General features: G+C 52.0%; 19 protein-coding genes and 1 pseudogene. 4 read left to right on the top strand and 16 right to left on the bottom strand.

Going from position 1 to position 23,078, the window contains the following annotated elements:
* Positions 1-184: 184 nt before the first annotated feature.
* The 3 genes and pseudogenes from JQX58_RS15605 to glmU all read right to left on the bottom strand — a co-directional run.
* Positions 185-856, bottom strand: a pseudogene (locus JQX58_RS15605) (ESPR domain-containing protein); the annotation flags it as partial.
* 301 nt (positions 857-1,157) lie between these two features.
* On the bottom strand, positions 1,158-2,987 hold the full coding sequence (gene glmS, locus JQX58_RS08125) for a glutamine--fructose-6-phosphate transaminase (isomerizing) (RefSeq protein WP_204146336.1): 1,830 nt from the start codon (positions 2,985-2,987) through the stop codon (positions 1,158-1,160).
* A gap of 1 nt (position 2,988) precedes the next feature.
* Entirely contained in the window at positions 2,989-4,356 is a 1,368-nt protein-coding gene (glmU, locus tag JQX58_RS08120; RefSeq protein ID WP_204146335.1) for a bifunctional UDP-N-acetylglucosamine diphosphorylase/glucosamine-1-phosphate N-acetyltransferase GlmU, read from the bottom strand.
* 202 nt (positions 4,357-4,558) lie between these two features.
* Here glmU and JQX58_RS08115 point away from each other — a divergent pair, with 202 nt between their 5' ends.
* Complete coding sequence (locus JQX58_RS08115; protein WP_204146334.1) at positions 4,559-6,028, top strand: MBL fold metallo-hydrolase RNA specificity domain-containing protein; 1,470 nt, start codon at positions 4,559-4,561, stop codon at positions 6,026-6,028.
* Between the two features lie 365 nt (positions 6,029-6,393).
* Here the strand turns inward: JQX58_RS08115 and JQX58_RS08110 are convergent, their stop codons facing one another.
* Positions 6,394-6,987 carry an FMN-dependent NADH-azoreductase gene (locus tag JQX58_RS08110; RefSeq protein ID WP_204146333.1) on the bottom strand — a complete coding sequence of 198 codons (594 nt, stop codon included), beginning with the start codon at positions 6,985-6,987 and terminating at the stop codon, positions 6,394-6,396.
* A 155-nt stretch (positions 6,988-7,142) separates the two neighbouring features.
* Here JQX58_RS08110 and JQX58_RS08105 point away from each other — a divergent pair, with 155 nt between their 5' ends.
* Positions 7,143-8,048: a LysR family transcriptional regulator gene (locus JQX58_RS08105; protein WP_204146332.1), complete on the top strand. Its 906-nt coding sequence runs from the start codon at positions 7,143-7,145 to the stop codon at positions 8,046-8,048.
* 191 nt (positions 8,049-8,239) lie between these two features.
* Here JQX58_RS08105 and JQX58_RS08100 read toward each other — a convergent pair whose 3' ends face one another.
* Complete coding sequence (locus tag JQX58_RS08100; protein ID WP_204146331.1) at positions 8,240-10,396, bottom strand: Tex family protein; 2,157 nt, start codon at positions 10,394-10,396, stop codon at positions 8,240-8,242.
* A gap of 228 nt (positions 10,397-10,624) precedes the next feature.
* Between JQX58_RS08100 and JQX58_RS08095 the strand changes: the two genes are divergently transcribed.
* On the top strand, positions 10,625-11,032 hold the full coding sequence (locus tag JQX58_RS08095) for an H-NS histone family protein (RefSeq protein WP_204146330.1): 408 nt from the start codon (positions 10,625-10,627) through the stop codon (positions 11,030-11,032).
* Between the two features lie 78 nt (positions 11,033-11,110).
* Here the strand turns inward: JQX58_RS08095 and trmB are convergent, their stop codons facing one another.
* The 5 genes from trmB to JQX58_RS08070 all read right to left on the bottom strand — a co-directional run bounded on the left by trmB (position 11,111) and on the right by JQX58_RS08070 (position 14,470).
* Positions 11,111-11,824 carry a tRNA (guanosine(46)-N7)-methyltransferase TrmB gene (trmB, locus tag JQX58_RS08090; RefSeq protein ID WP_204146329.1) on the bottom strand — a complete coding sequence of 238 codons (714 nt, stop codon included), beginning with the start codon at positions 11,822-11,824 and terminating at the stop codon, positions 11,111-11,113.
* 65 nt (positions 11,825-11,889) lie between these two features.
* Complete coding sequence (locus tag JQX58_RS08085; protein WP_239090218.1) at positions 11,890-12,285, bottom strand: DUF423 domain-containing protein; 396 nt, start codon at positions 12,283-12,285, stop codon at positions 11,890-11,892.
* Positions 12,286-12,337: 52 nt separating this feature from the next.
* Positions 12,338-13,324 carry a WD40 repeat domain-containing protein gene (locus JQX58_RS08080; RefSeq protein ID WP_204146328.1) on the bottom strand — a complete coding sequence of 329 codons (987 nt, stop codon included), beginning with the start codon at positions 13,322-13,324 and terminating at the stop codon, positions 12,338-12,340.
* The gene (rsd, locus tag JQX58_RS08075; protein WP_204146327.1) at positions 13,296-13,766 is read right to left on the bottom strand and encodes a sigma D regulator; all 471 of its coding nucleotides are present in this window, start codon (positions 13,764-13,766) and stop codon (positions 13,296-13,298) included. Before rsd ends, JQX58_RS08080 begins: the two co-directional genes overlap by 29 nt.
* 197 nt (positions 13,767-13,963) lie before the next feature.
* Positions 13,964-14,470, bottom strand: coding sequence for a disulfide bond formation protein B (locus JQX58_RS08070; RefSeq protein WP_204146326.1), 507 nt, complete (start codon positions 14,468-14,470; stop codon positions 13,964-13,966).
* Between the two features lie 164 nt (positions 14,471-14,634).
* Between JQX58_RS08070 and JQX58_RS08065 the strand changes: the two genes are divergently transcribed.
* Positions 14,635-15,060 (top strand): flagellar basal body-associated FliL family protein, encoded by a 426-nt coding sequence (locus JQX58_RS08065; protein ID WP_204146325.1) that lies wholly within the window; start codon positions 14,635-14,637, stop codon positions 15,058-15,060.
* 949 nt (positions 15,061-16,009) lie between these two features.
* Here JQX58_RS08065 and greA read toward each other — a convergent pair.
* From greA to JQX58_RS08035, 6 genes are all read right to left on the bottom strand, one after another.
* The gene (gene greA / locus JQX58_RS08060; protein ID WP_204146324.1) at positions 16,010-16,486 is read right to left on the bottom strand and encodes a transcription elongation factor GreA; all 477 of its coding nucleotides are present in this window, start codon (positions 16,484-16,486) and stop codon (positions 16,010-16,012) included.
* Complete coding sequence (gene carB / locus JQX58_RS08055; protein WP_204146323.1) at positions 16,486-19,704, bottom strand: carbamoyl-phosphate synthase large subunit; 3,219 nt, start codon at positions 19,702-19,704, stop codon at positions 16,486-16,488. Before carB ends, greA begins: the two co-directional genes overlap by 1 nt.
* 17 nt (positions 19,705-19,721) lie before the next feature.
* Positions 19,722-20,852 (bottom strand): glutamine-hydrolyzing carbamoyl-phosphate synthase small subunit, encoded by a 1,131-nt coding sequence (gene carA, locus JQX58_RS08050; RefSeq protein ID WP_204146322.1) that lies wholly within the window; start codon positions 20,850-20,852, stop codon positions 19,722-19,724.
* A 250-nt stretch (positions 20,853-21,102) separates the two neighbouring features.
* Positions 21,103-21,654, bottom strand: coding sequence for a DJ-1 family glyoxalase III (locus JQX58_RS08045; protein ID WP_204146321.1), 552 nt, complete (start codon positions 21,652-21,654; stop codon positions 21,103-21,105).
* Between the two features lie 34 nt (positions 21,655-21,688).
* A complete protein-coding gene (locus tag JQX58_RS08040; RefSeq protein WP_204146320.1) occupies positions 21,689-22,168 on the bottom strand; it encodes a GNAT family N-acetyltransferase in 480 nt (159 codons plus the stop codon).
* 2 nt (positions 22,169-22,170) lie between these two features.
* Positions 22,171-22,998, bottom strand: a complete 828-nt coding sequence (locus JQX58_RS08035; protein WP_204146319.1) for a hypothetical protein — start codon at positions 22,996-22,998, stop codon at positions 22,171-22,173.
* Positions 22,999-23,078 lie beyond the last annotated feature (80 nt).

The raw sequence follows: 23,078 nt of genomic DNA, 5'->3' as shown, positions 1-23,078 counted from the left end.
TTGGGGAGAACTCATAATCTGTATCTGTATGGTTAAAAACAAAAGTGCCTTTATTTGAATTGATGGAGCTTATAGATAGTGATCCTGCACTAACGGCGACACTACCTTCAGCTGAGCCAATATTAATAGTGCCAGCATTGTCTATACTAGATGCTGATACAGAATCACCATTAGCAATGCGCAAGGTGCCACCATTAATAGTTATTGCACCTGTGTAATTTCTTAAACCACTAAAAGATGTTGTACCAGACAGGAGTTTAATATTCCCCCCTCCACTTATACTTGGAGAGAATTCATAGTCGGTATCAGTATGATTAAAAACAAAAGTGCCACCATAGTTGATAGTGCTTACTAATAGTGATCCTGCACCAACAGCGGCGCTACCTTCGGCTGAACCAATATTAATGATACCACTATTATATAAAGCCCTAGACGAGGATATCGATGCCCCAGTTGCAAGGGTTAGGATTGCTTCAGGCTGTCCAACATATAAACTACTAGTAGAAGCTAAATTCAGGCTGGTTGAATCCGATAGTAGTATGCTACCTGTTGTTATTGTTAACCAAGAATCTGAAAACGCAATACTATCGCCATTACTCGCAACAACGGGTACTTTAACCTCACCATTGGGTGATGTGTTGTTATCCCAGTTACCATTAGTAGACCAATTGCCATCACCCCCTATCCAAGTAGTTACGGCTGGGGCAGCCAAAGATATTGGCGCAAATGCCACCAAACTTGCTGCCAGTATTCCGCCGGTAGTTGCTTTTAGCGCTTTGCTTTTGGTTTTGCCTTTGGCGATTTCGCTGGCGACGACCCAGCTTCCTTGTGTTGCATTCCATACCAATCGAAACATTCGATTCATTACTGCTCTCCTAACTCCATCCATCCCTTCTCGCCCGAAAGACGCAAGAAAAAGGCACATTTAGTCTATAAAGTGAAAGAATTATATAGAGAGATTAATGAATATCATGCTACTAGATGACCTAATCAACTAGCTTTTTTGTAAGCTTGCGTAACGATCAACAAGAAAAAAATTAGCCTTATGTAGCGAAATGTAACTAACTAGTCGCTAGATCAATAAAAGGAATGATGACTGAGAAAAGGTGGTAAGTAACAGGGCAGCGAGTGCTTCGCCGCCCTGTTATGAGGCAGGGTTATTCTACTGTGACAGACTTGGCCAAGTTGCGTGGTTGGTCGACGTCGGTGCCTTTGACCACAGCGACGTGGTAAGACAATAGCTGTAGCGGGATGGTGTGTACGATCGGCTCAAGGATGGCATCGACTTTTGGTACTTCGGTAAAAGTGACGCCCTCTTCACTGTGCAGATCCGTGTCTTTGTCGGCAAACACAAACAACTCACCGCCGCGAGCCGCGACTTCTTGTAAATTGGATTTGAGTTTATCGAGCATGACGTTGTGCGGCACCATGGTGATGATCGGCATGTCTTCGTCTACCAGCGCCAATGGGCCGTGCTTAAGCTCACCCGCTGGGTAGGCTTCGGCGTGGATGTAGCTGATTTCTTTTAGCTTCAATGCGCCTTCTAGGGCGATCGGGAACATCGGGCCACGACCTAAGAACAGCGCGTGATGCTTGTTGGCAAATTGCTCGGCTACCACTTGGATGGTGCTGTCTTGCTTGATGGCGGCGTCTAGGTAAGCCGGCAGTGAGCGCAATGCTTGCACCAGCTCTGCTTGCTTGGCATCGCTTAGCTCGCCTTTTTCGGCGGCGATGGCGATCGAGGTGATCAATAGCGCGGTTAGCTGAGTGGTGAAGGCTTTGGTGGAAGCCACACCGATCTCGGCGCCGGCTTTGGTCAGAAGCGTTAGGCCAGACTCGCGTACTAGCGTCGACGAGGGAACGTTACAAATCGCCAGCGTGGTTAGGTAGTTTAGCTCTTTGGCCATGCGCAGTGCGGCCAAGGTGTCTGCGGTTTCGCCGGATTGTGACAGAGTTAAAAACAGCGTGTTTTTCGGCACGGCCACTTTGCGGTAGCGGTATTCACTGGCGACTTCGACGGTACATGGGATATTAGCCATGTCTTCGATCCAGTATTTGGCTACCATGCCGGCGTGGTAGCTGGTACCACAGGCAACGATATGGACGTTTTCTACCTGCTTTAAGAACTCAGAGTTAGCACCGAAGCAGCTGGTAAGTACGCGCTCATGGCTAAGGCGACCTTCTAGACACGCAGCAACTACCGTCGGTTGCTCGTAGATTTCTTTCAGCATGTAGTGGCGGAATTCGCCTTTGTCGGTGGCATCCACATTGTGATTGAAGACACTGATCGGGCGCTCTTGGATGATGTCATCCTTATCCCATACGGTGACGCCATCACGGGTCAGTTCGGCCACATCGCCTTCTTCTAGGAAGATAAATTGGTCTGTGACGTGCAATAGCGCTAGCTGATCAGACGCCACGAAGTTTTCTTCGATACCCACGCCCACGACTAGCGGACTGCCTTGACGCGCGACCACTAGACGCTCGTTTTCGTCATTAAGCGTGACCGCAATGGCAAAGGCGCCGTGTAGGCTTTCTAGGGCGTTTTTCACCGCTTGTACGAAGTTTGGCTCACTCTTCAGTGCTTCGTGTACCAAGTGCACGATCACTTCGGTGTCGGTCTCGGATTTGAATTCGTAGCCTTTGGCTTTTAGCTCACGGCGCAGTACGTCGTGGTTTTCGATGATGCCATTGTGCACGAGGGCCAAATCTGGGCCGGAGAAATGCGGGTGCGCGTTGGCTTCAGTCGGTTTGCCGTGGGTCGCCCAACGGGTGTGGGCGATGCCGATTTTGCCGTCTAGTGGCTCGGCTTCAAACTTGTCTTTTAGGGCTTGTACTTTGCCTACCGCACGGTGCGCACGCACGCCGGTTTCGTTGTTGATGGCTACGCCTGATGAGTCATAACCACGGTATTCTAGGCGTGATAGGCCTTCGAGTAGGATTTTGGCTACGTTACGTTGAGCGATGGCGCCGACGATTCCACACATATTATTTCTCCTGCTTGGTCGGACGCGCCCAACCGTTTTTGTTCATTTGTTTGGCACGGCCAAAGGCCAGCTGATCTGCAGCGACGTTTTTGGTGATGGTCGAGCCAGCGGCGATGGTAGCGCCTTGCTGTACTTCCACTGGCGCCACCAATGAGGTGTTAGACCCCACAAAGACGCCGTCACCGATGATGGTCTGAAATTTATTGACGCCATCGTAGTTGCAAGTAATGGTGCCCGCACCGACGTTGACGCCTGCGCCCATAGTCGTGTCGCCAATGTAGCTTAAGTGGTTGACCTTGCTGCCAGCGCCAATGTGGGCTTTTTTGGTTTCTACGAAGTTGCCGATCTTGGCTTTGTCCGCCAGTACCGTGCCAGGGCGCAAACGCGCAAACGGGCCCAGATCACAAGCGTCGCCAACTTGGCTGTCTTCGATCATGGTATTGGCTTTGATAATGGTGTTGTCGGCGACGGTGCAGTTTTTGAGTACGCAGTTAGGGCCGACTTCGACGTTTTTGCCTAGGGTGACGTTGCCTTCAAACACACAGTTGATGTCGATGATGCAGTCTTGGCCGGTGGTCAGTGTGCCACGAATATCGATGCGGCTTGGGTCCATCAGGCTAGCGCCTTGGCGCATCAGGGTTTCGGCTTGCTGTTGTTGCCAGACGCGCTCTAGTGCCGCGAGCTGAACGCGGTCATTAACGCCCGCCACTTCCCATTCGTACTCTGGCTCGACGGTGACGATGTCAACGCCCTGCTCGGCCGCCATGGCGATGATGTCAGTAAGGTAGTATTCGCCTTGGGCGTTGTCGTTGTTCAGCGCAGCAAGCCAGTCTTGTAGCTTGGCATTGGGCGCTAGCAAGATACCAGTGTTGACTTCTTGGATCGCCAATTGCTCGGCGCTGGCGTCTTTTTGCTCAACGATGGCAGTCACTTGGCCTTGTTGATTACGCACGATACGGCCGTAGCCGTGTGGGTTGTCTAGGGTGATGGTCAGCAGTACCAGCGTGTTGGGTGTCGATAAGGCACGCATGCGCTCTAGGGTGTCTTGCTGGATCAGCGGCACGTCGCCGTATAGGGTCAGTGTGGCGCCGTCGGCGGTCAATGAAGGCGCGGCGCGACGTAGGGCGTCGCCGGTGCCTTGTGGGTTGGTCTGCCAAACGATGTTGGCACCAAAATCCTGACATGCTTGCTCGACTTGTTGGCCTTGGTGACCGACGATCAGGTGTAGTTGAGCGTCGTTGAGTTGCGCTGCGGTACTTAGCACACGACGTACCATCGCCTCGCCACCTACTTTATGTAGTACTTTAGAAAAATCCGATTTCATACGGCTTCCCTTGCCTGCGGCAAGGATCACGATGTCCTGTGTCATATGTGTTTGGCCTAAACGTTTGAATGTCTTTTTAGTAGCCGGATATTAGACCTGTTGTGACTTTTTAGCGCAATTTGTTTTGTCATAAATTTTTTGACAATTCTTTGTCAAAGTGACTTTGCAGGGGGATTTTTATGCCCTGTGCTATGTGCGCCAGAATGCTCTACAATCAAGGCTTTACCTCAGTACATAAGGATTGTGTATGTTTGAAATTACCCACCATGGCGCCAAAGACGGTGTCACCGGCTCTTGTCATGAACTCATTATCGATGACGATCGTTCGCTGTTGGTCGATTGCGGCTTATTTCAGGGCAGCGAAGCCTCGGAGCGCGGTGCCTCAGTCGAGCAGTTGGCAATCGAGTTTGATATCTCCCGCGTGCAAGCGCTGATCGTCACCCATGTGCATATTGATCATGTGGGGCGCATCCCCTATTTGCTGGCGGCGGGCTTTAGTGGTCCGATTATTTGCTCTAAGCCGAGCGCGGAATTATTGCCGCTGGTGATCGAAGATGCCCTCAAAGTCGGCGTCACCCGTAACCGTGACATTATTGAGGCGTGCTTGGAGCGTTTGCGCGCGCAATTGGTGGCGGTGGAATATGAGGTGTGGCATGCGTTGACGCTAAATGGTGACGACGCACCGGCGGTGCAAGTGCGTTTATCGCCCGCGGGGCATATTTTGGGCTCGGCCTATGTGAGCGTGCGTTTACCGGTGCCAAGCGGTGAAACGTCGGTGGATCAACACTGGCATGTGGTGTTTTCAGGGGATTTGGGCGCACCCCATGCGCCTTTGTTGCCGGAGCCGAAAGCGCCCGAGCGAGCGGATCAATTGGTGCTCGAGAGTACCTATGGCGATAAAGATCATGAGGATCGCAGCCAGCGCCGCGAGCGGTTGCAGGCGTCGATGGCAGGTGCGTTGGCCGATGGTGGTGTGGTGCTGATCCCGGCGTTTTCCATTGGGCGCACGCAGGAGTTGTTGTATGAGATCGAGTCGATTATTCATGAACAACGCGATACGCCAGTGAGCCATACGCGCAGCGGTGCCAGCGTGGCGTGGGATGAGTTGGATATTATTGTCGACTCGCCCTTGGCCAACGATTTTACTGAGGTGTATCGTCGCTTGAAGCCCTATTGGGATCAAGAAGCCAGCGAGCGCGTGGCCAGTGGTCGCCATCCTTTAAATTTTGAGCAAATTACTACGATTGATGAGCATGATCTGCATGTGCAGACGGTGGATTATCTGGCGCGCCAGGCGCGGCCTGCGGTGGTGATCGCGGCGTCTGGGATGTGTGCGGGTGGGCGCATTGTTAATTATCTGAAGGCGTTGCTGGGCGATGCGCGCAATGATGTGATCTTTGTCGGGTATCAGGCGGCGGGCACGCCTGGGCGGGATTTGTTGCGCTTTCATCACAAGGCCAATGGTTATGTGGAGTTTGATGGCGAGCGTTATCCGATCAAGGCGAAAGTCTGGCAGCTGGGCGGGTATTCGGCTCATGCGGGGCAGGCTGACTTGCTGCGCTTTGTCGCGGGGATACCGATGGCGCCTCGGCAGGTGAAGCTGGTACACGGCGAGGCGGATGCCAAGCAAGCGCTGGCGCTTGCGCTGCAAGAGCGCTGCCCAGAGATTGGTGCGGTGGTGCGGTGGTGCGGTAGGGAATCGCTGAGCATCTGTTAGCTAGAGCGGCTAGATTTTGGGAGGCCATGACCTTGCAATTCAATTTGCTTGCGCATTGTCTCGTTCCTCGACGCGTCAGCGCAAATCAAACGCAAGGTAATGTCTAATGAGTCCTCGGGCGCAAATTTAGCTCAGCAAGCTGCGCTTGCGATCGGGGATACAATCCCCTCGTACCGACCTGTGCCCGCGATGAACGAACTCGCCCCAGCAAGATTTGCTAATTTCCTGAGCGACAGCCAATGTCCATTTGTAGCGATCTCCCGAGCTTGCTCGTTGGAGCGAAAAATGGATTTGGCTGGGGCGAATTCAGCCTAATAAGCATCAGGGATGCAATCCCCTCGTACCGATCTTAACCCCCGGTTGGCTTACACCGCTAGGGCGATGCTGTCTTTGGCGGCGGTGAAGGCTTTTTCACCGTCTTCGCCTAGGGCTTGGCCGCCGGCGGTGAAGGTTTGTTTGACGTTGATGCCGACGAAGTTTAAGAAGGTGTTGATGTACGCCGCTTGGTGGTCCATCGGTGTGCCGGCTAGGAAGCTGCCGCTGGCGGTGAAGACGTAGGCGTCTTTGTTAACCAAGCCCACTGGGCCTTCTTCGGTGTATTTAAAGGTACGGCCAGCGCGGGCGATGTAGTCGAAGTAAGATTTCAGCGTCGATGGGATGCTGAAGTTGTACATTGGCGCGCTTAGGGCGATCACGTCGGCTGATTCTAGCTCGGCGATCAGTTCATCGCCGATGGTGACGATCGCTTGTTGCTCAGCGGTACGATCCGCTTCTGGGGTAAACAGTGCGCCCAGTGTTTCGCTGGTGAAATGTGGCAGTGGGTTGGCGTTGACGTCGCGTACGATCACTTGGCCGTCTGGGTTTTTCGCTTGCCACTGCGCAACAAAGGCGTCGGTTAGTTGACGTGATTTGGACAGGTCGCCTGAGGCACTTGAGTCAATTCGTAGTAGTGTTGCCATGTTCAATCTCCTAAACTGTGTGTGAAGCTTTGGCTTCGAATTCATTGGATAGAAGAATAATAAAACCTAATTTTTAGATATAAAAGCGTAATATTTCGACTCATAAGATCGATAATTTAGATATTATGCGTTATCAAAATCATAAAAGGCTCTCTATGAAGGCTCCAAAAGTAACTCTAGAACAGTGGCGCGTGTTGCAAGCGGTGGTGGATAAAGGCGGCTTTGCGCAGGCGGCGGAAGCATTGCACAAAAGTCAGTCGTCGATCAGTTATACCGTGTCCAAATTGCAAGAGCAGCTGGGCTATCCGCTGCTGGCGATCGATGGCCGTAAGGCGAAGTTAACCGAACGTGGTGAGGTGCTGTTGCGCCGCTCGCGGCATATCGTGCGCGAGGCGCTGGAGCTGGAAGAGCTGGCGCATACGCTAGGCCAAGGCTGGGAGCCGGAGATTGAGTTGGTGGTGGACGAGGCATTTCCGACACCGGCACTGTTGCGCGCGCTGAAGGCGTTTGAACCGCAGAGCCAAGGCACGCAAGTGCAGTTGCACGAGGTGGTGCTCAGTGGTGCGCTGGAGTTGATGGAAAACGGTTCGCCGGATTTGATTTTGAGTGGCATTGTGCCAAAGGGTTATTTGGCCGATCCGATCATTGAGGTGGAGATGGTGGCCGTGGCGGCGCCCAATCATCCGCTGTTTCGGGAGCCTGGCAAGATCAGCAATGAGCGCTTGAAACAGGAGCTGCAGGTGGTGATCCGTGATTCGGCGAGCCAAAGCTCGCGCGATGAAGGCTGGCTCGGGGCGGAGCAGCGCTGGACGGTGTCGAGCGTGCAGTCGGCGCTGGAGGTGGTGTCGTCGGGGATTGGCTTTGCCTGGTTGCCGATCGCGGATTTGCGCAGCGTGATCGAATCAGGACGCCTGCAGCCGCTGCCGCTGGAGTCCGGCGGGCAGCGTACGTTTGATATGTATGCGATCTTTGGCAAGGGCGAGCGCACCGGACCCGCGACTAAGCTGTTTGTCGAGCTACTGCAGCAAGCCTGCCGCCAATGCCCAGCCAAGCGGGTTTGAGATAGCAAAGCCTTGATGAGGCCATGACCTTGCAATTCAATTTGCTTGCGCATTGTCTCGTTCCTCGACGCGTCAGCGCAAATCAAACGCAAGGTAATGTCTAATGAGTCCTCGGGCGCAGCAAGCTGCGCTTGCAATCGGGGATGCAATCCCCTCGTACCGATCTTTGCTGCGATTTCAATCTAGCAAGTCTAGGAGCCAAGGCGCTTGAGAGCGATGCGTTTGCGTTTGGCGTCGACGTCGAGCACTTCTACTTTGATGACTTCGCCGACGCGGACTTCGTCGCGGGGGTCTTTGACGAAGCGGTTGGCGAGTTGGGAGATGTGCACGAGGCCGTCTTGGTGGACGCCGATGTCGACGAAGGCGCCGAAGGCGGCGACGTTGGTGACGACGCCTTCTAGGGTCATGCCTTCACGTAGGTCGTCGATGGTGGCAACGCTGTCGTCGAAGCTGGCGTATTGGAATTCTGGACGCGGGTCGCGGCCAGGTTTGGCGAGTTCGTCTAAGATGTCTTTTTGCGTGAAGCTAAGTTGCCCTGGTTGTGCCAGTTGTTGCTGTAGTTGGCCCACGGCTTGAACGTTGCCCACCAGTTTTTTCACTTCTAGGTTGACCTGCTGTGCCATTTGTTTCACTAGCGCATAAGATTCTGGGTGCACGGCGGAGGCGTCAAGCGGCTCTTTGCCGCCACGGATGCGCAGGAAGCCGGCACATTGTTCGAAGCATTTATCGCCGATGCCTTTGACTTTTTTGAGCTGGGCGCGGCTGGTGAAGCCTCCAAGCTGTTCGCGCAGGTCGATGATGTTTTGCGCTAGGCGTTGGCTTAAGCCGGAGACGTGGGTTAACAAGGATGCGGAGGCAAGGTTGAGGTCAACGCCGACTTTATTCACGCAGTCTTCCACTACGTAGTCCAGCGCTTCGCTGAGTTTGTTGGCTTTGACGTCGTGTTGGTATTGGCCAACACCGATGGCTTGCGGGTCGATTTTCACCAGTTCCGCCAGCGGGTCTTGAAAGCGTCGGGCGATGGAGATGGCGCCACGAATGGTGACGTCTAACTCGGGGAATTCTTGGCTGGCCACAGGCGATGCTGAGTACACAGAAGCGCCCGCTTCAGAGACGATCACGCTGCGGCAGTTTAGCTGTTGCTCGCTGATTAAGCTTTTCACCAAGGTTTCTGTCTCGCGCGAGGCGGTACCGTTGCCAATCACCACCCAGTCGATTTGATGTTTGCGAATCACTTGTTGTAATTGCGCGCAGGCTTTTTGCGTTTGGTTTTGTGGCGCATGAGGATAGATGACGCCGTAGTCTAATAATGCGCCGTATTCATCGATCGCCGCCCATTTAACACCATTACGAAAACCTGGGTCTAATCCTAGGGTGCGTTTGGCCCCTGCTGGTGCGGCCATCAAAAGGTCTTTTAAATTGTCTTGGAATACTTCAATCGCACCCGCTTCGGCTTGCTCTTTTAGTTCGCTGAGAATATCTGTTTCAAGTTTAGAGAATATCTTTTCTTGCCAAGCGCTTTCTAGCCAAGCGATTTTCTCTTTGCTTGGGGTGCGTTCTTTTATCTCAGGAAAGCCTAGCGGTGTTAAAAAGATGGCTTGCTGCAGCGAATATGGCAGTCGATCCTGCTCTAATTCAATCGATAGCTTGAGGATGTTTTCTTTTTTGCCCCGAAATAGTGCCAACAACCGATGCGGCGGACATTTTTTAATCGCTTCACGGTAATCGAAATAATCTTGAAACTTTTCGCCGATTTCTTTTTTGCCGCGCATGACTCGGCTGATTAATTCGCCTTCTTTTTTCAGCAGTTGTTTACCTTGCTGTAGCGTCATTATATTTTGCGATAACTTTTCAATAATTATATGTTTGGCGCCCGATAATGCCTCGCTTTGGCTGGTCGCTGCTCTGACCGTGTCTGGCAAGGCTTGATAATGCTGGGCAGCATTGGCTTGACCGTCTTGCCAGATAGCGATGGCAAACGGCTGCAAGCCGGCCTCGACGGCGAGATCAGCTTTGGTTTTGCGCGTCTGTTTAAAGGGCGCGTAGATGTCTTCTAGTTCGGTTTTACTGGTCGCCGCAGCTAGGCTTTTAAATACCGCAGCTGGCACATTGTCGCTACTTTGCAGTATGTCTTGAATGGCTTCGCGACGTTTTTCTAGCTCCAATAAATATTGCCAACGGGTATGAAAGTCTCGCAATACATCATCGGCCATGGCACCGGTAGTTTCTTTTCGGTAGCGGGCGACGAATGGGACGGTCGCCCCTTCCTCAAATAGTTTGATGATATTTTGGGTGGTATTGACCGATTTACCAAATTCTGACGCCAGCGTCGTATAAATTATCTGCATATTGTTTACTTTTGGGCCGTTTAGTATTCGCTAATTGAGGAAGTTTTTATTAAACTATTAAAATAAACTTGATTAAAGCACCTTAAATAAAGATATTAACTTTAAGGTAATTGAATTAATCCGTTTATTTCGGGTAATCTTATACCCACTTTAAAACAACACAGTTGCAGAAGGATTTCTTTCTGTGTTCGCGTACATTAATGCGTTTTCAGATCTATAGGGGAAATCATGAGCTTACTAGAAGAGCTAGCCGGAAATAAAGCCAAAGCACGTGCTGCGGCCAAAGAATTAACCATCGCCCAACTTGAAAACCTAATCGAAGGTTTAAACAACGCGCTGGTTAAAATGCAAGAAGATGAGCAAGCTCGTCAAGCAGAAGAACAAGCAAAAGCAGCCCAAGCCGCTGAGATTGCGAAACTGATCGAACAAAGTGGTCTGACACTAGAAGAAATCGCTACGCTAAGCGGCGGTGTGTCTCGTTCTAGCGCGACTAAAGGCAAGACTGTTGCACCGAAGTACCGTATCCAGTGGAACGGCGAAACACATGAGTGGAGTGGCCGTGGCCGCACACCTAAAGTGTTCCAAGCTTACTTTGATGCAGGCAACACTCGCGAAGACGCTGAAATCAAAAACTAATTGTGTTTTGATTCGGTCCAATAAAAACGGCGCTTTTAAGCGCCGTTTTTTGTGTCTGGAAGATCACGTTTAATCGAATTATTGATCTAGCTTTTTGTAGATCAGATCCCACACACCGTGGCCAAGCTTTTCACCGCGCTGCTCAAATTTAGTCAACGGACGGTTACTTGGGCGTGGATGGTATTGGTTTTTACCGGCGACGTTTTCGTAGTTTTCTTGTACTTCCATCACTTCTAGCATGTGCTCAGCGTAAGGCTCCCAGTCGGTCGCCATGTGGAACACACCTCCGACTTTTAGGATGTTCGCCACTTGCTGGGCAAACAATGGCTGCACGATGCGACGCTTGTTGTGCTTTTTCTTGTGCCATGGATCAGGGAAGAACAACTGGAAGGTCGAAGCTTCGCCTTGTGGCAAGCAATCGGCCATGACTTCGATGGCGTCGTGGCAGTACACACGGATGTTGGTCAGACCTTCTTCGGCCGCCATCATCATCAGCTTAGCAACGCCTGGTGGGTGCACTTCGATGCCGATGAAGTCTTTTTCTGGGGCATTTTTAGCCATTTCGACCAGTGACGCGCCCATACCAAAGCCTACTTCGATAACCACGTCGGACTCACGACCAAATACGTCTTGGTAAGCGATGCGGCCATTGGCGGCATCCAGACCGAAAACTTCCCAGTTGGCATCATAAGCCTTTTGCTGGCCTTCGGTCATACGGCCACCGCGCACTACGAAACTGCGTATTCTGCGCTGTTTAACATCTGGATTGGTTGGGTTCTGTTCGTCTTGCATGGAAGTGCTAATCTCACGTTCAAAATTTAGGCGGGTATGGTACTAAAATAGAAGCGAAATGTCTGTTAATTCGCGCGGCTCTGAGTCGGTTTTATAAAGCCTAGGATCATCACCAACCAGCCCAATAAATAGAGCACGCCGCCGATCGGTGTGATCATACCAAGCGTACGCAAGTCCGTCAGGGTCATCACGGCGAGAGAGCCTGCAAATAATAGATTGCCCAAGCTAAATAGCAACGGGGCACGGCGCACTTTTGGCAATACTGCTAGCATACCGACGGCGAGCAACCCCGCTAGACTGTGGTACATCAGGTACTGGCAAGCGGTTTGCCACCATTCGAGTTGAGTCGGGCCAACAAGGTTTTTCAGACCGTGAGCACCAAAGGCGCCAGCGGCAACCGAAAGCATGGCTTGGGTGGCACACAAAGCGCCCCAAAGTCGTTGTGAAGAGGTGAGCTGCATTGCCATATAACCTTATTTAAAATAGAAAGCACCGCTCTGAGTGTGAGCGGTGCTATTGGAAGACATTTAAGAAACCATTACTGCCGATAGCGTAATAGGTATTGCCCGCGCCGAAGGCTAAGGCCAATACCGCTGAGCCAGTCGGTCGCATGGTATCTTTGAGGTGTAAATCCCAAGAGCGTTGCACGTCGCCGGTGATGGTATCGACTAAGTTAACGCGGCGGTTTTGTTCGCCCAGCAACAGACGTCGGCCATCGTTGGAAAATTGCGCTTGGCTGATGGTGACATTGCGTGACTGCAGGGCTCCGGTATCGATTTGGCTGACTTGGCCGCCCGTGAGCGTTGACCAGACTTTGGCATCACCCAGCTGCGCTGCGGCAAAGGCGTACGCGCCGTCGTTAGAGAGTTTGACTGTGGCAATGTTGTTGTCCAGTTGCCACGTCTGTTGTGGCTCGCCGGTACGCAAGTCCCACAGCACCACTTGGTAGAGATCATCGCCGGTTAAGGCATAACGGCCATCTGGGGTGACGTCCACCGAGCGGATCACCGAGCCCATGCGTAATACATGACGTACGCCGCCGTTTTTGACATCAAAGTAGCGCGCGGTTTGATCGTCCATGCCGACTAAGGCAAAGTCACCGTTGCGCGTTAATTTGACTGATTTGATGTCCCCTGGGGTATTCCAAAAGCCAACCGATTCGCCGGTGACGGTGCTCCACAGCACCATAGTGCGCTCACCGCCCGTAGCCGCATAGTCACCGCTTGGGTCAATGTCGACACTGACTAATGGCGTGTATTCACCGCTGGCGTGATTCCAGTTATAGAGACGCTGTGAGGGAGTATTGCGCCAGTAGCTGCCGCCGTGTTGGATCGAACCAATCAACGAACCTGAGCCATTGTCGCTCAAGGCCGCTGAGTACAGCCCTTGTACCGCCATGGACGTAACGGATACCGGCTCTTCGGCCGAGCATGCGACCAACCCTAGAACCAATCCGGCTAGCGTGGCTGATTTAAGCGCTCGCTTCGCTGTGCGCCTCATGTAACTCTTCAATGAGTCGATCCTCATATGCGAAACGTTCGTCCATTACTAAACCCAGCGTTTGCAAGGCAATCGGTAGATCCGCAAGTTGCGCATTGCAGTGTTCTTTGGTGTCGTAACGGTCGTTGAACTCTAATACGATTTCGGTGTTTTTATCGATTTCCGGCATCAGCTGCTGAAAGCATTGCAGTGCCGTATCGTCGTGGAATTCTTGAGCTTCAAGCGCCAGTTGCTCGTAGACTTCGAAGTGGCCAGTGGATACGTAGTCGACCAGCAACTCACAAAAAGCCTGTACTTTTGGTGTGTCGGTCGGTGTGTATTCCCCGCGTTCACGCAGCTCAACCCAGTCTTCGATCAGTCGTTTACGACTTTGAAGCCAACGGTCAATAATGGCGTGAACGCCTCCCCATCGCTCTTGCGCAGTTTTGCAGCGTTCTAGCATAACTTGTCTCCTAACCACGTTCTTGTTGATGGTTTACCTAGCACGCAGCAGGGGCAGACATTTACCCCTATGGCTCGGCGCTGTTGGCGCGTTTGCTGACCTAGGCTTTATGGTTTAAGCATATTCTGATCGAGTCAGCCCTGCAACACATGGCCACCGACCTTTTGTAATGTTACGCACGCTTTATGTAACTAGGATCAGTTTACTGCGCTTTTATTGGGCTTAAGAGCAATCACAAGATTGATCACTGCCATGCCAACGAAGGCTACTAGCGTCCAGCCTGGGATACTTAAGCCTAAGAAGGTCCACGACACTTCGCCGCAGTCGCCGGTGCCTAGGATCATAGCCTGCATCACATCTTGCCACGGGAAGACTTCGACCATGTAGCTTAGGCCTGGAAGACAGGCAGGTAGCTCATCGGCTGGCAGGTTTTGTAAGTATAAGTGGCGGATCGACAGCAACGCGCCCAACACAGAAAACACTACGATTGGCCAAGCGAGCTTGCGCTGCCAACTAAGCTGCTTACCACAGGCTGAGATCAGTGAGAAAACGCCAACAAGGAAGAACATAATGCGCTGCATCATGCACAGCGGGCACGGCTCCAGCATCATTTGGTACTCCATGTAAAATGCGACAGCAAGTAGCGCAAAGGCCGCAAACGCAACTAAGCCGTGGAAACGGCGAGCTGAAAACAGCGATAGCATAATGGTGATTTCCTTTTATCGTTTGATACGGGTGACCCGGTGAACACTAGACAGTACAATGATAAAAAAGTGCCAGTGGCGCTGTGTTGGTTTTATCTGGTCTGTCATCTCTTTATGGCCGCTAGTATAACCAGTCAGCTTGCGAATTCGAGAGAGGAACTATCATGCATTGTCTGCTAAACGGAAAAAAGCACCTTCTACTGATTTTGACGTGTTTATTCACGCTTGGTTTAAGCCCAAGCAGCTATGCTGAGGACGAAGCCGCGGCGGTGACGCCCGTGTATATCGAGCTGGAGCCGGATTTTATCGTTAACTACAGTTCTACAGGTGGGCGCTTGAGTTACATCAAAACCAAGATCAGCCTGCGCTCAGATAGCTCGCGTGAGGGCGTGATCTTGGCCAATATGCCGATCGTGCGTGATGCGCTGGTGATGTTTTTGAGCTCGCGCGAGAAAGAGCAAGTGACGGGCGCGATCGCCCGCGAAGAAACCCGCGCCGCCGCCAAAGTGGCGGTCAATGAAGCGTTGAAAGAAGAAACCGGCACCGAGCCGGTGATGGACGTGCTGTTTGCCAGCTTCGTGACGCAATAAATCTAGCAAGCTGAACTTGCGATCGGGGATGCAATCCCCTCGTACCGGGCCTCTGCCACACAAGCATCTCAGGCTTGCGAAGATCTCTGTACGAGGGGGCTATTGCCCGTGACTGGCGGCGAAGCTGCCTTTTCTTATTCTAGCAAGCTGCGCTTGCAATCGGGGATGCAATCCCCTCGTACCGACCTTTGCCCGTGACTGGCGGCGAAGCTGCCTTTTCTGCGACAAATTTGCTCGGCAAAGCTAGCAAGCTGCGCTTGCAATCGGGGATACAATCCCCTCGTACCGATCTGTGCCCGCGACTGGCGGCGAAGCTGCCTTTTCTTTTTCTAGCAAGCTGCGCATGCGATCGGGGATGCAATCCCCTCGTACCGATCTTTGCCCGCGACTGGCGGCGAAGCTGCCTTTTCTTTTTCTAGCAAGCTATGCTTGCAATCGGGGATGCAATCCCCTCGTACCGATCTTTGCCCGCGACTGGCGGCGAAGCTGCCTTTTCTTATTCTAGCAAGCTGCGCTTGCGATCGGGGATGCAATCCCCTCGTACCGGGCCTCTGCCACACAAGCATCTCAGGCTTGCGAAGATCTCTGTACGAGGGGGCTATTGCCCGTGACTGGCGGCGAAGCTGCCTAGATTTAGATAAGCAAGCTATGCTTGCAATCGGGGATGCAATCCCCTTGTACCGATCTTTGCCCGCGACTGGCGGCGAAGCTGCCTTTTCTTATTCTAGCAAGCTGCGCTTGCGGTCGGGGATGCAATCCCCTCGTACCGATCTGTGCCCGCGACTGGCGGCGAAGCTGCCTTTTCTTTTTCTAGCAAGCTGCGCTTGCGATCGGGGATGCAATCCCCTCGTACCGACCTTTGCCACATCACTTTCTAGAGCAGCAGCCATAAAAAAACGCCCCGTAGCATTGCTACGGGGCGTTTTAGATCGTCGACTTAACGCGCGGCTTAGATGTGTTCTACGGTTTCGATTTCGTAGACAACTTCGCCAGATGGAATCTGGATGGCGACTTCGTCGCCTTCCATTTTGCCGATGATCGCTTTGGCGATCGGTGACGCGTAAGAGATTTTCTTTTGTTTCACATCCGATTCGTCGTCACCTACGATTTTGTAAGTCACGGTCTCTTCTGTGTCGACGTTGAACAAGGTTACCGTCGAACCAAAGATCACTTTGCCCGTGTGTGGGATGCTTTTGGCATCGATCACTTGAGCGTCAGCCAGTTTGCCTTCGATCTCTGAGATACGACCTTCAGCAAAGCCCTGCTCTTCACGAGCGGCGTGGTACTCTGCGTTTTCTTTCAGGTCGCCGTGTTCACGTGCTTCGGCGATATCCGCAATCACACGTGGACGAACGACAGTTTTCAAGTGGTTCAGCTCTTCGCGTAAGCGCGTTTCGCCTTCCAACGTCATTGGTACTTTTTTCATTATTTCCCCGAGTGCAACTCTTGCAGTCTTCTAACTTTGATCTCTTCGTTGGCGCTGCTGATCGCTAGGCTCATGGCATCGGCACCGGCCAAAGTTGTGGTGTAGCACACTTTGCCTTGTAGTGCGGTACGACGAATCACAGACGAGTCTGCAATCGCTTGAGTACCCGATGTGGTGTTAATGATGTAAGCGATCTCATTGTTTTTCAGCATATCAACAATGTGTGGACGACCTTCGTTCACTTTGTTCACTTTCTTCACTTCCACGCCATTTTCAGCTAGGTATTTCGCGGTACCGCCCGTTGCCACTAGGTCAAAACCTAGGCCAATTAGGCGTTTAGCGACGTCTACTGAGCCAGCTTTGTCTTGGTCACGCACAGAGATGAAGACGCGGCCTGAAGTCGGAAGTACGGTGCCGCCACCTAGGGCTGCTTTACCGAAGGCTTCAGCGAAAGTATCGCCAACACCCATGACTTCACCGGTAGATTTCATTTCTGGCCCAAGAATTGGGTCAACGCCTTGGAACTTGTTGAACGGGAATACCGCTTCTTTAACGCTGTAGTAGTCTGGGATGACTTCTTCAGTGAAACCAAGCTCTGCCAGTGTCTTACCTGCCATTACTAGCGCTGCAAGTTGAGCTAGTGAACGACCGATGCACTTAGAAACGAATGGTACGGTACGTGACGCACGAGGGTTGACCTCGATTACGTAAATTTCACCGTCTTGAACCGCTAGCTGGGTGTTCATCAGACCGATTACACCAAGCTCTAGCGCCATGCGTTTAATCATAACACGGATTTCGTCTTGAACGTCCGCTGGCAATGAGTAAGGAGGCAATGAACACGCTGAGTCACCTGAGTGAACACCGGCTTGTTCGATGTGCTGCATGATGCCGCCGATCACAACTTGCTCGCCGTCAGAGATACAGTCGATGTCGATCTCGATGGCTGAGTTTAGGAAGTGGTCAAGCAGTACTGGGCTGTCGTTTGACACTTTTACCGCAGACGTCATGTAGCGCGTCAGTTCTTTTTCGTTGTAAACGATTTCCATCGCGCGGCCACCTAGTACGTACGAAGGACGTACCACTAGTGGGTAGCCGATTTCAGCGGCTTTTACGATCGCTTGTTCGGTTGAACGTACGGTCGCGTTTTTAGGCTGTTTGTAGCCTAGGCGCTGGATCATGCTTTGGAAACGCTCACGGTCTTCGGCACGGTCGATCGCTTCTGGTGTCGTACCGATGATTGGCACGCCTTCATTCTGAAGGGCACGGGCAATCTTAAGCGGTGTTTGACCACCGAACTGCACGATTACGCCAACTGGTTTCTCGGTACGAACGATTTCTAGTACGTCTTCTAGCGTGACTGGCTCGAAGTACAGACGATCAGAAGTGTCGTAGTCGGTTGAAACGGTTTCAGGGTTACAGTTCACCATGATGGTTTCGAAGCCGTCTTCACGTAGACCTAGGGCCGCGTGTACACAGCAGTAGTCAAACTCGATACCTTGACCGATACGGTTTGGACCACCACCTAAAATAACAACTTTTTGCTTGTCGCTTGGCGCGGCTTCACATTCGTCTTCGTAGGTTGAGTACATGTACGCTGTGTTAGACGCGAATTCTGCCGCACAGGTATCGACGCGCTTGTACACTGGGTGTACGTCAACTAGGTAACGACGCTCACGTAGGGATTTCTCAGTCACGTTTAGCAGTGCTGCTAGGCGTGCGTCAGAGAAGCCTTTACGCTTCAGACGACGCATGCTGTCGTGGGTTAGATCCGCAAGGCCTGCGAATTCTAGTGCTTGTTCTTCTTTGATCAGGTCTTCGATTTGTACCAAGAACCATGGATCAACGCCGGTCACTTCGTAAACTTCGTCTACGCTCATGCCAGAACGGAAGGCATCACCGATGTACCAAATACGATCCGCACCTGGTGCTTTAAGCTCGCGTTGTAGTACTTCTTTGCTTGATTCGTCTTCTAGGTCCAGCATTGGGTTGAAGCCGTCTGTGCCGGTTTCTAGGCCACGAAGGGCTTTTTGCATGGATTCTTGGAAGGTACGACCGATCGCCATCACCTCACCTACAGACTTCATTTGCGTCGTTAGGCGGTCGTTGGCTTGTGGGAATTTCTCAAATGTGAAACGAGGAATCTTAGTTACAACGTAGTCGATTGATGGCTCGAAGCTCGCAGGTGTTAGGCCACCTGTGATGTCGTTTTGTAGCTCATCAAGGGTGTAACCGATCGCTAGCTTAGCCGCGATTTTCGCGATTGGGAAACCGGTTGCTTTAGACGCTAGTGCAGATGAACGTGATACACGTGGGTTCATCTCGATAACGACTAAGCGGCCAGTGTTAGGGTCCATACCGAACTGTACGTTGGAACCACCCGTTTCAACACCGATCTCACGCAGTACTGCCAAAGAGGCGTTACGCATGATTTGGTATTCTTTATCTGTCAGAGTCTGAGCTGGAGCAACAGTGATCGAGTCACCTGTGTGCACGCCCATGGCGTCGAAGTTTTCGATCGCACATACGATGATACAGTTGTCGTTTTTGTCACGTACAACTTCCATCTCGTACTCTTTCCAACCGATCAGAGATTCGTCGATCAGCAGTTCGTTGGTCGGAGATAGGTCTAGACCACGCTCACAGATTTCAACGAACTCTTCCATGTTGTAGGCGATACCGCCACCAGAACCACCCATAGTGAACGATGGACGGATGATACATGGGAAGCCCACTTCGCTTAGTACGCCGTGCGCTTCGTCCATGTTGTGGGCGATGCCCGCACGTGGACACTCAAGGCCAATCGCTTTCATCGCTTCGTCGAAACGGTGACGGTCTTCGGCTTTGTCGATCGCATCCGCAGTCGCACCGATCATTTCAACATTGTATTTCGCTAGCACGCCGTGACGCTCAAGATCTAGCGCACAGTTCAATGCAGTTTGGCCACCCATCGTCGGAAGAACAGCATCTGGGCGTTCTTTTTCGATGATTTTCTCAACCGTTTGCCATTCGATCGGCTCGATGTAAGTCGCATCCGCCATTACTGGGTCAGTCATGATGGTTGCTGGGTTCGAGTTTACTAGGATAACTCGGAAGCCTTCTTCACGAAGGGCTTTACAGGCTTGCGCACCTGAGTAGTCGAATTCACAGGCCTGACCGATGACAATCGGACCAGCACCTAAGATTAAGACGCTTTTTATGTCAGTACGTTTTGGCATAGTCTTCTCGTTCTCGCTTAGGCTTTGGTTGCTTTGATGTTTTCAATGAACTGATCAAATAGCGGTGCCACGTCGTGTGGACCTGGGCTCGCTTCAGGGTGACCCTGGAAGCTGAAAGCTTTTTTGTCAGTACGTGCAATGCCTTGTAGAGAGCCATCGAACAATGATTTGTGCGTTGCTTCTAGGTTTGCAGGTAGCGTTGCTTCATCCACCGCAAAACCGTGGTTTTGGCTGGTGATCATTACGTTGCCCGCTTTGATGTCTTGTACCGGGTGGTTTGCACCGTGGTGACCAAACTTCATTTTGACGGTTTGCGCGCCGCTTGCTAGCGCTAGCAATTGGTGACCTAGACAGATACCGAAAACGGGAATTTCAGTTTCTAGGATCTCTTTGATCGCATTGATCGCGTAATCACATGGCTCTGGGTCGCCAGGGCCGTTCGATAGGAAAACGCCATCTGGATTCAGTGCTAGCACGTCACTTGCTGGAGTTTTCGCAGGTACAACCGTCAAGCGGCAACCACGCTCAACAAGCATACGTAAAATGTTGGTTTTCACACCGTAGTCGTATGCCACGACGTGGTATGGGAATTCTGTTGGGGTGGTGTGACCCGCTGCAAGCGACCAAGTTGACTCAGTCCACTCGTATGACTTGTCTGTCGTTACTTCTTTGGCTAAATCCATGCCTTTCAAGCCAGGGAAAGCTTTGGCTTGCGCAACGGCTTCCTCTTCGTTGATGTTGTCGCCAGCCATGATGCAGCCGGCTTGAGCACCTTTCTCACGTAGGATACGCGTCAATTTACGTGTATCGATGTCCGCAATCCCAACCACACCTTTACGCTTAAGGTAGCCATCTAGTGTCTCTTGTTGACGCCAGCTGCTTGATAGCAAAGGTAGGTCGCGAATGATTAGGCCCGAACACCAAACTTGGTCAGACTCTTCGTCTTCGGCGTTAACGCCAGTATTACCAATGTGTGGGTAGGTCAGAGTGACCATTTGTCGAGCGTAGGAAGGATCAGTAAGAATTTCTTGATAACCGGTCATTGAGGTGTTGAACACAACCTCTGCGGTTGAGGAGCCATCTGCTCCGATCGACACACCTCTAAATATTGTGCCGTCTTCCAGAGCAAGAATCGCTGATGTTGCCAAAGGAACCTCCCGTAAGTGCCTATTTTAGGTTGCAAAAAAGCGAGGTAAACCTGTGGCCCACCTCGCTTTTATAAAATGATGCTGATGTCGTAGTCGAACTACTGCTGTGTTTTGAGTCGCTACGACCAAATAAATCTGAACAATTTTACTCTGAAATGGCTTTTTCGTCCACACAAAAGAGCCGCCGAAAGCCCAAGTTTCGGCTGTTTTTGCAGATTTTAGCTTGACCATTTGGACAAGATCAGCGCTTTTAGCAAAGCAGGCCCTGTGCCGTTTCTTCGGTCACTTCGATGCCTTTTAGATTCGCCAATACCGCCAATGCAAAGGCCATCGCCATGGCTGGGCCTTGCGCCGTAATGATGTTGTCGTCCATCACGATCGGCTGATCCGCTTGGTAGTCTGCGCCTTTGAGACCGTCTTCAAAGCCTGGGTAACAGGTCGCTTGCTTGTCCATCACAAACCCATGCGTACCAAGTACCACGGCTGGTGCCGCACAGATGGCTGCGATCAGAGCGTCTTGGATGTCGTGTTTTTCCAACAGATCAACCAACACTTTGCTGTCGCGTAGATGCTCTGCGCCTGGCATGCCACCTGGCAACACGATGGCATCGTACATTTGCTCCGCCACATCCCCGATCAAGACATCGGCTTCGATCTTACAGCCGTTGGCTGCGGTGATTTGCTTGTCATCGTGCACGCTGGCGACGGTTACTTCGGCGCCACCGCGACGTAGTACGTCGATAATGGTGACGGCTTCAATGTCTTCGCTGCCATTGGCAATCGGCACTAGTACTTGAGTCATGGTATTACTCCATTGTTGGTCTGCGGTTGCAGTCTCAGTGTGCGTCGTTGAGCGGGCGGGTCATGAGCACAGCGGCCTCTTTGCCCCCGTCCGCCAACGGATAATAGTTTTTGCGTCGGCCGACTTCGGCAAACGCGAGCTTTTCATATAGGGCGATGGCGCCAGTGTTAGAAGCGCGTACTTCTAATAGCGCTTCGTGGCAATCTTGTGCTTGCGCCCAATCTAGCCAATGCTCGATAAGACGTTGTGCCAAGCCGCGGCGACGCCAATCTGGATGCGTCACTACTAATTCTAATTCGCTTTGGTCATAGACTTTTGAAGCGCATAACCAAGCCACCAACTCGCCACTGACTTTATCTTTGAGCAGCCAGTTTTGACGGCTATTTTTGCCGCTTGCCAGTGCATCGGCCATCAATGCAGCTGACCACGGATGCGGATTCGCCTGTTGGTTTAATGCTAGCAAGGCGTCTAGGTCATCACTAGCGGCTGGGGAGATAGTATAGTGATCAGACATGATTATTTTGGTGCAAAAAATGTAGATTGCATGGTCGCCCACGCATCTTTACGTAATTCGGGGATGCGCAGCATTTGCGGCAAGCTGTCTACCTGCGCAGCAGGATGGCGCTTTAACGGGTGCGCGTCGGGTAAGGCGTCAAAAAACTGCACGCTGTGTTGTCCCGCTAAAATAATCAGTAATTCTTGGTTGGCTTGGTTGCCCAATTGATTCATTAAGAATTGCTCAAAGGCGCCTAACAGCCAATCTTGGCGACCGACTAGATATTGGTTTTGCAGACGCCCTGGCCAGCGGAACAAGCCTTTATGCCATTCGCTAACCTCTTGTTTTAGTAAGGCTTTACTGAGGTTCAGCGCAAGCTTATCTAGGGCGTCTTCATCGTTAAACGCTTGCGGTAAATCGCTTAACACTAATAAGCGCCCAAGCATAAAGTAGCCCGCCAAATGCGTTTGTAATGGCAGTTTCTGGCCCGCATCGGGCGCCAACTCTGGAGTGTCGAGCACCACTTCTTCGATCGGCTGTAGATCTTCGACGATGACTTCTGGCGCGGCGCCAAGCTGGCGTTTAAGGTCCGCTACTGACGCATCTTTTTGCTCAGGATCGATCTTTTCTGGGGCGCGAGCAGGCGCTGGCATGGGCGGCGCAAAAGCGCTGTCATCCATAATAACGTCCGGCTCAGACGCTTGTAAGCCATCGGCACGGGGCCAAGGCTGCGGCGCGCGATAGATGGTCCCAGTGGCTGGCGCTTGGCCTTGCACCCAGCTGACAATGCCCATTTGCTCAAGGCAATCGGTCTGAAAGGCATGGTGTGGGGTTAATTCACGGGACACAGGCACACTCGCATAAAAGGAAGAATGACAAGATTATACGCGTTCGCTGACGACTCTCCAATGGAAGTTATCAGGGCGCT

Source organism: Marinomonas ostreistagni, assembly GCF_016888445.1.
Lineage (GTDB): Bacteria > Pseudomonadota > Gammaproteobacteria > Pseudomonadales > Marinomonadaceae > Marinomonas > Marinomonas ostreistagni.
This window is presented reverse-complemented; position numbering and strand designations above follow the sequence as displayed.

Bases quoted from the DNA above. Each gene is read 5' to 3' on its own strand.
- glmU (WP_204146335.1), bottom strand. From the start codon at position 4,356: ATGACACAGGACATCGTGATCCTTGCCGCAGGCAAGGGAAGCCGTATG.
- JQX58_RS08080 (WP_204146328.1), bottom strand. From the start codon at position 13,324: ATGAGGCGCACAGCGAAGCGAGCGCTTAAATCAGCCACGCTAGCCGGA.
- JQX58_RS08045 (WP_204146321.1), bottom strand. From the start codon at position 21,654: ATGACTCAAGTACTAGTGCCGATTGCCAATGGCAGCGAAGACATTGAA.
- glmS (WP_204146336.1), bottom strand. From the start codon at position 2,987: ATGTGTGGAATCGTCGGCGCCATCGCTCAACGTAACGTAGCCAAAATC.
- JQX58_RS08110 (WP_204146333.1), bottom strand. From the start codon at position 6,987: ATGGCAACACTACTACGAATTGACTCAAGTGCCTCAGGCGACCTGTCC.
- JQX58_RS08095 (WP_204146330.1), top strand. From the start codon at position 10,625: ATGAGCTTACTAGAAGAGCTAGCCGGAAATAAAGCCAAAGCACGTGCT.
- carB (WP_204146323.1), bottom strand. From the start codon at position 19,704: ATGCCAAAACGTACTGACATAAAAAGCGTCTTAATCTTAGGTGCTGGT.
- JQX58_RS08070 (WP_204146326.1), bottom strand. From the start codon at position 14,470: ATGCTATCGCTGTTTTCAGCTCGCCGTTTCCACGGCTTAGTTGCGTTT.
- JQX58_RS08105 (WP_204146332.1), top strand. From the start codon at position 7,143: ATGAAGGCTCCAAAAGTAACTCTAGAACAGTGGCGCGTGTTGCAAGCG.
- trmB (WP_204146329.1), bottom strand. From the start codon at position 11,824: ATGCAAGACGAACAGAACCCAACCAATCCAGATGTTAAACAGCGCAGA.
- JQX58_RS08040 (WP_204146320.1), bottom strand. From the start codon at position 22,168: ATGTCTGATCACTATACTATCTCCCCAGCCGCTAGTGATGACCTAGAC.
- rsd (WP_204146327.1), bottom strand. From the start codon at position 13,766: ATGCTAGAACGCTGCAAAACTGCGCAAGAGCGATGGGGAGGCGTTCAC.
- JQX58_RS08085 (WP_239090218.1), bottom strand. From the start codon at position 12,285: ATGCAGCTCACCTCTTCACAACGACTTTGGGGCGCTTTGTGTGCCACC.
- JQX58_RS08065 (WP_204146325.1), top strand. From the start codon at position 14,635: ATGCATTGTCTGCTAAACGGAAAAAAGCACCTTCTACTGATTTTGACG.
- greA (WP_204146324.1), bottom strand. From the start codon at position 16,486: ATGAAAAAAGTACCAATGACGTTGGAAGGCGAAACGCGCTTACGCGAA.
- JQX58_RS08115 (WP_204146334.1), top strand. From the start codon at position 4,559: ATGTTTGAAATTACCCACCATGGCGCCAAAGACGGTGTCACCGGCTCT.
- JQX58_RS08100 (WP_204146331.1), bottom strand. From the start codon at position 10,396: ATGCAGATAATTTATACGACGCTGGCGTCAGAATTTGGTAAATCGGTC.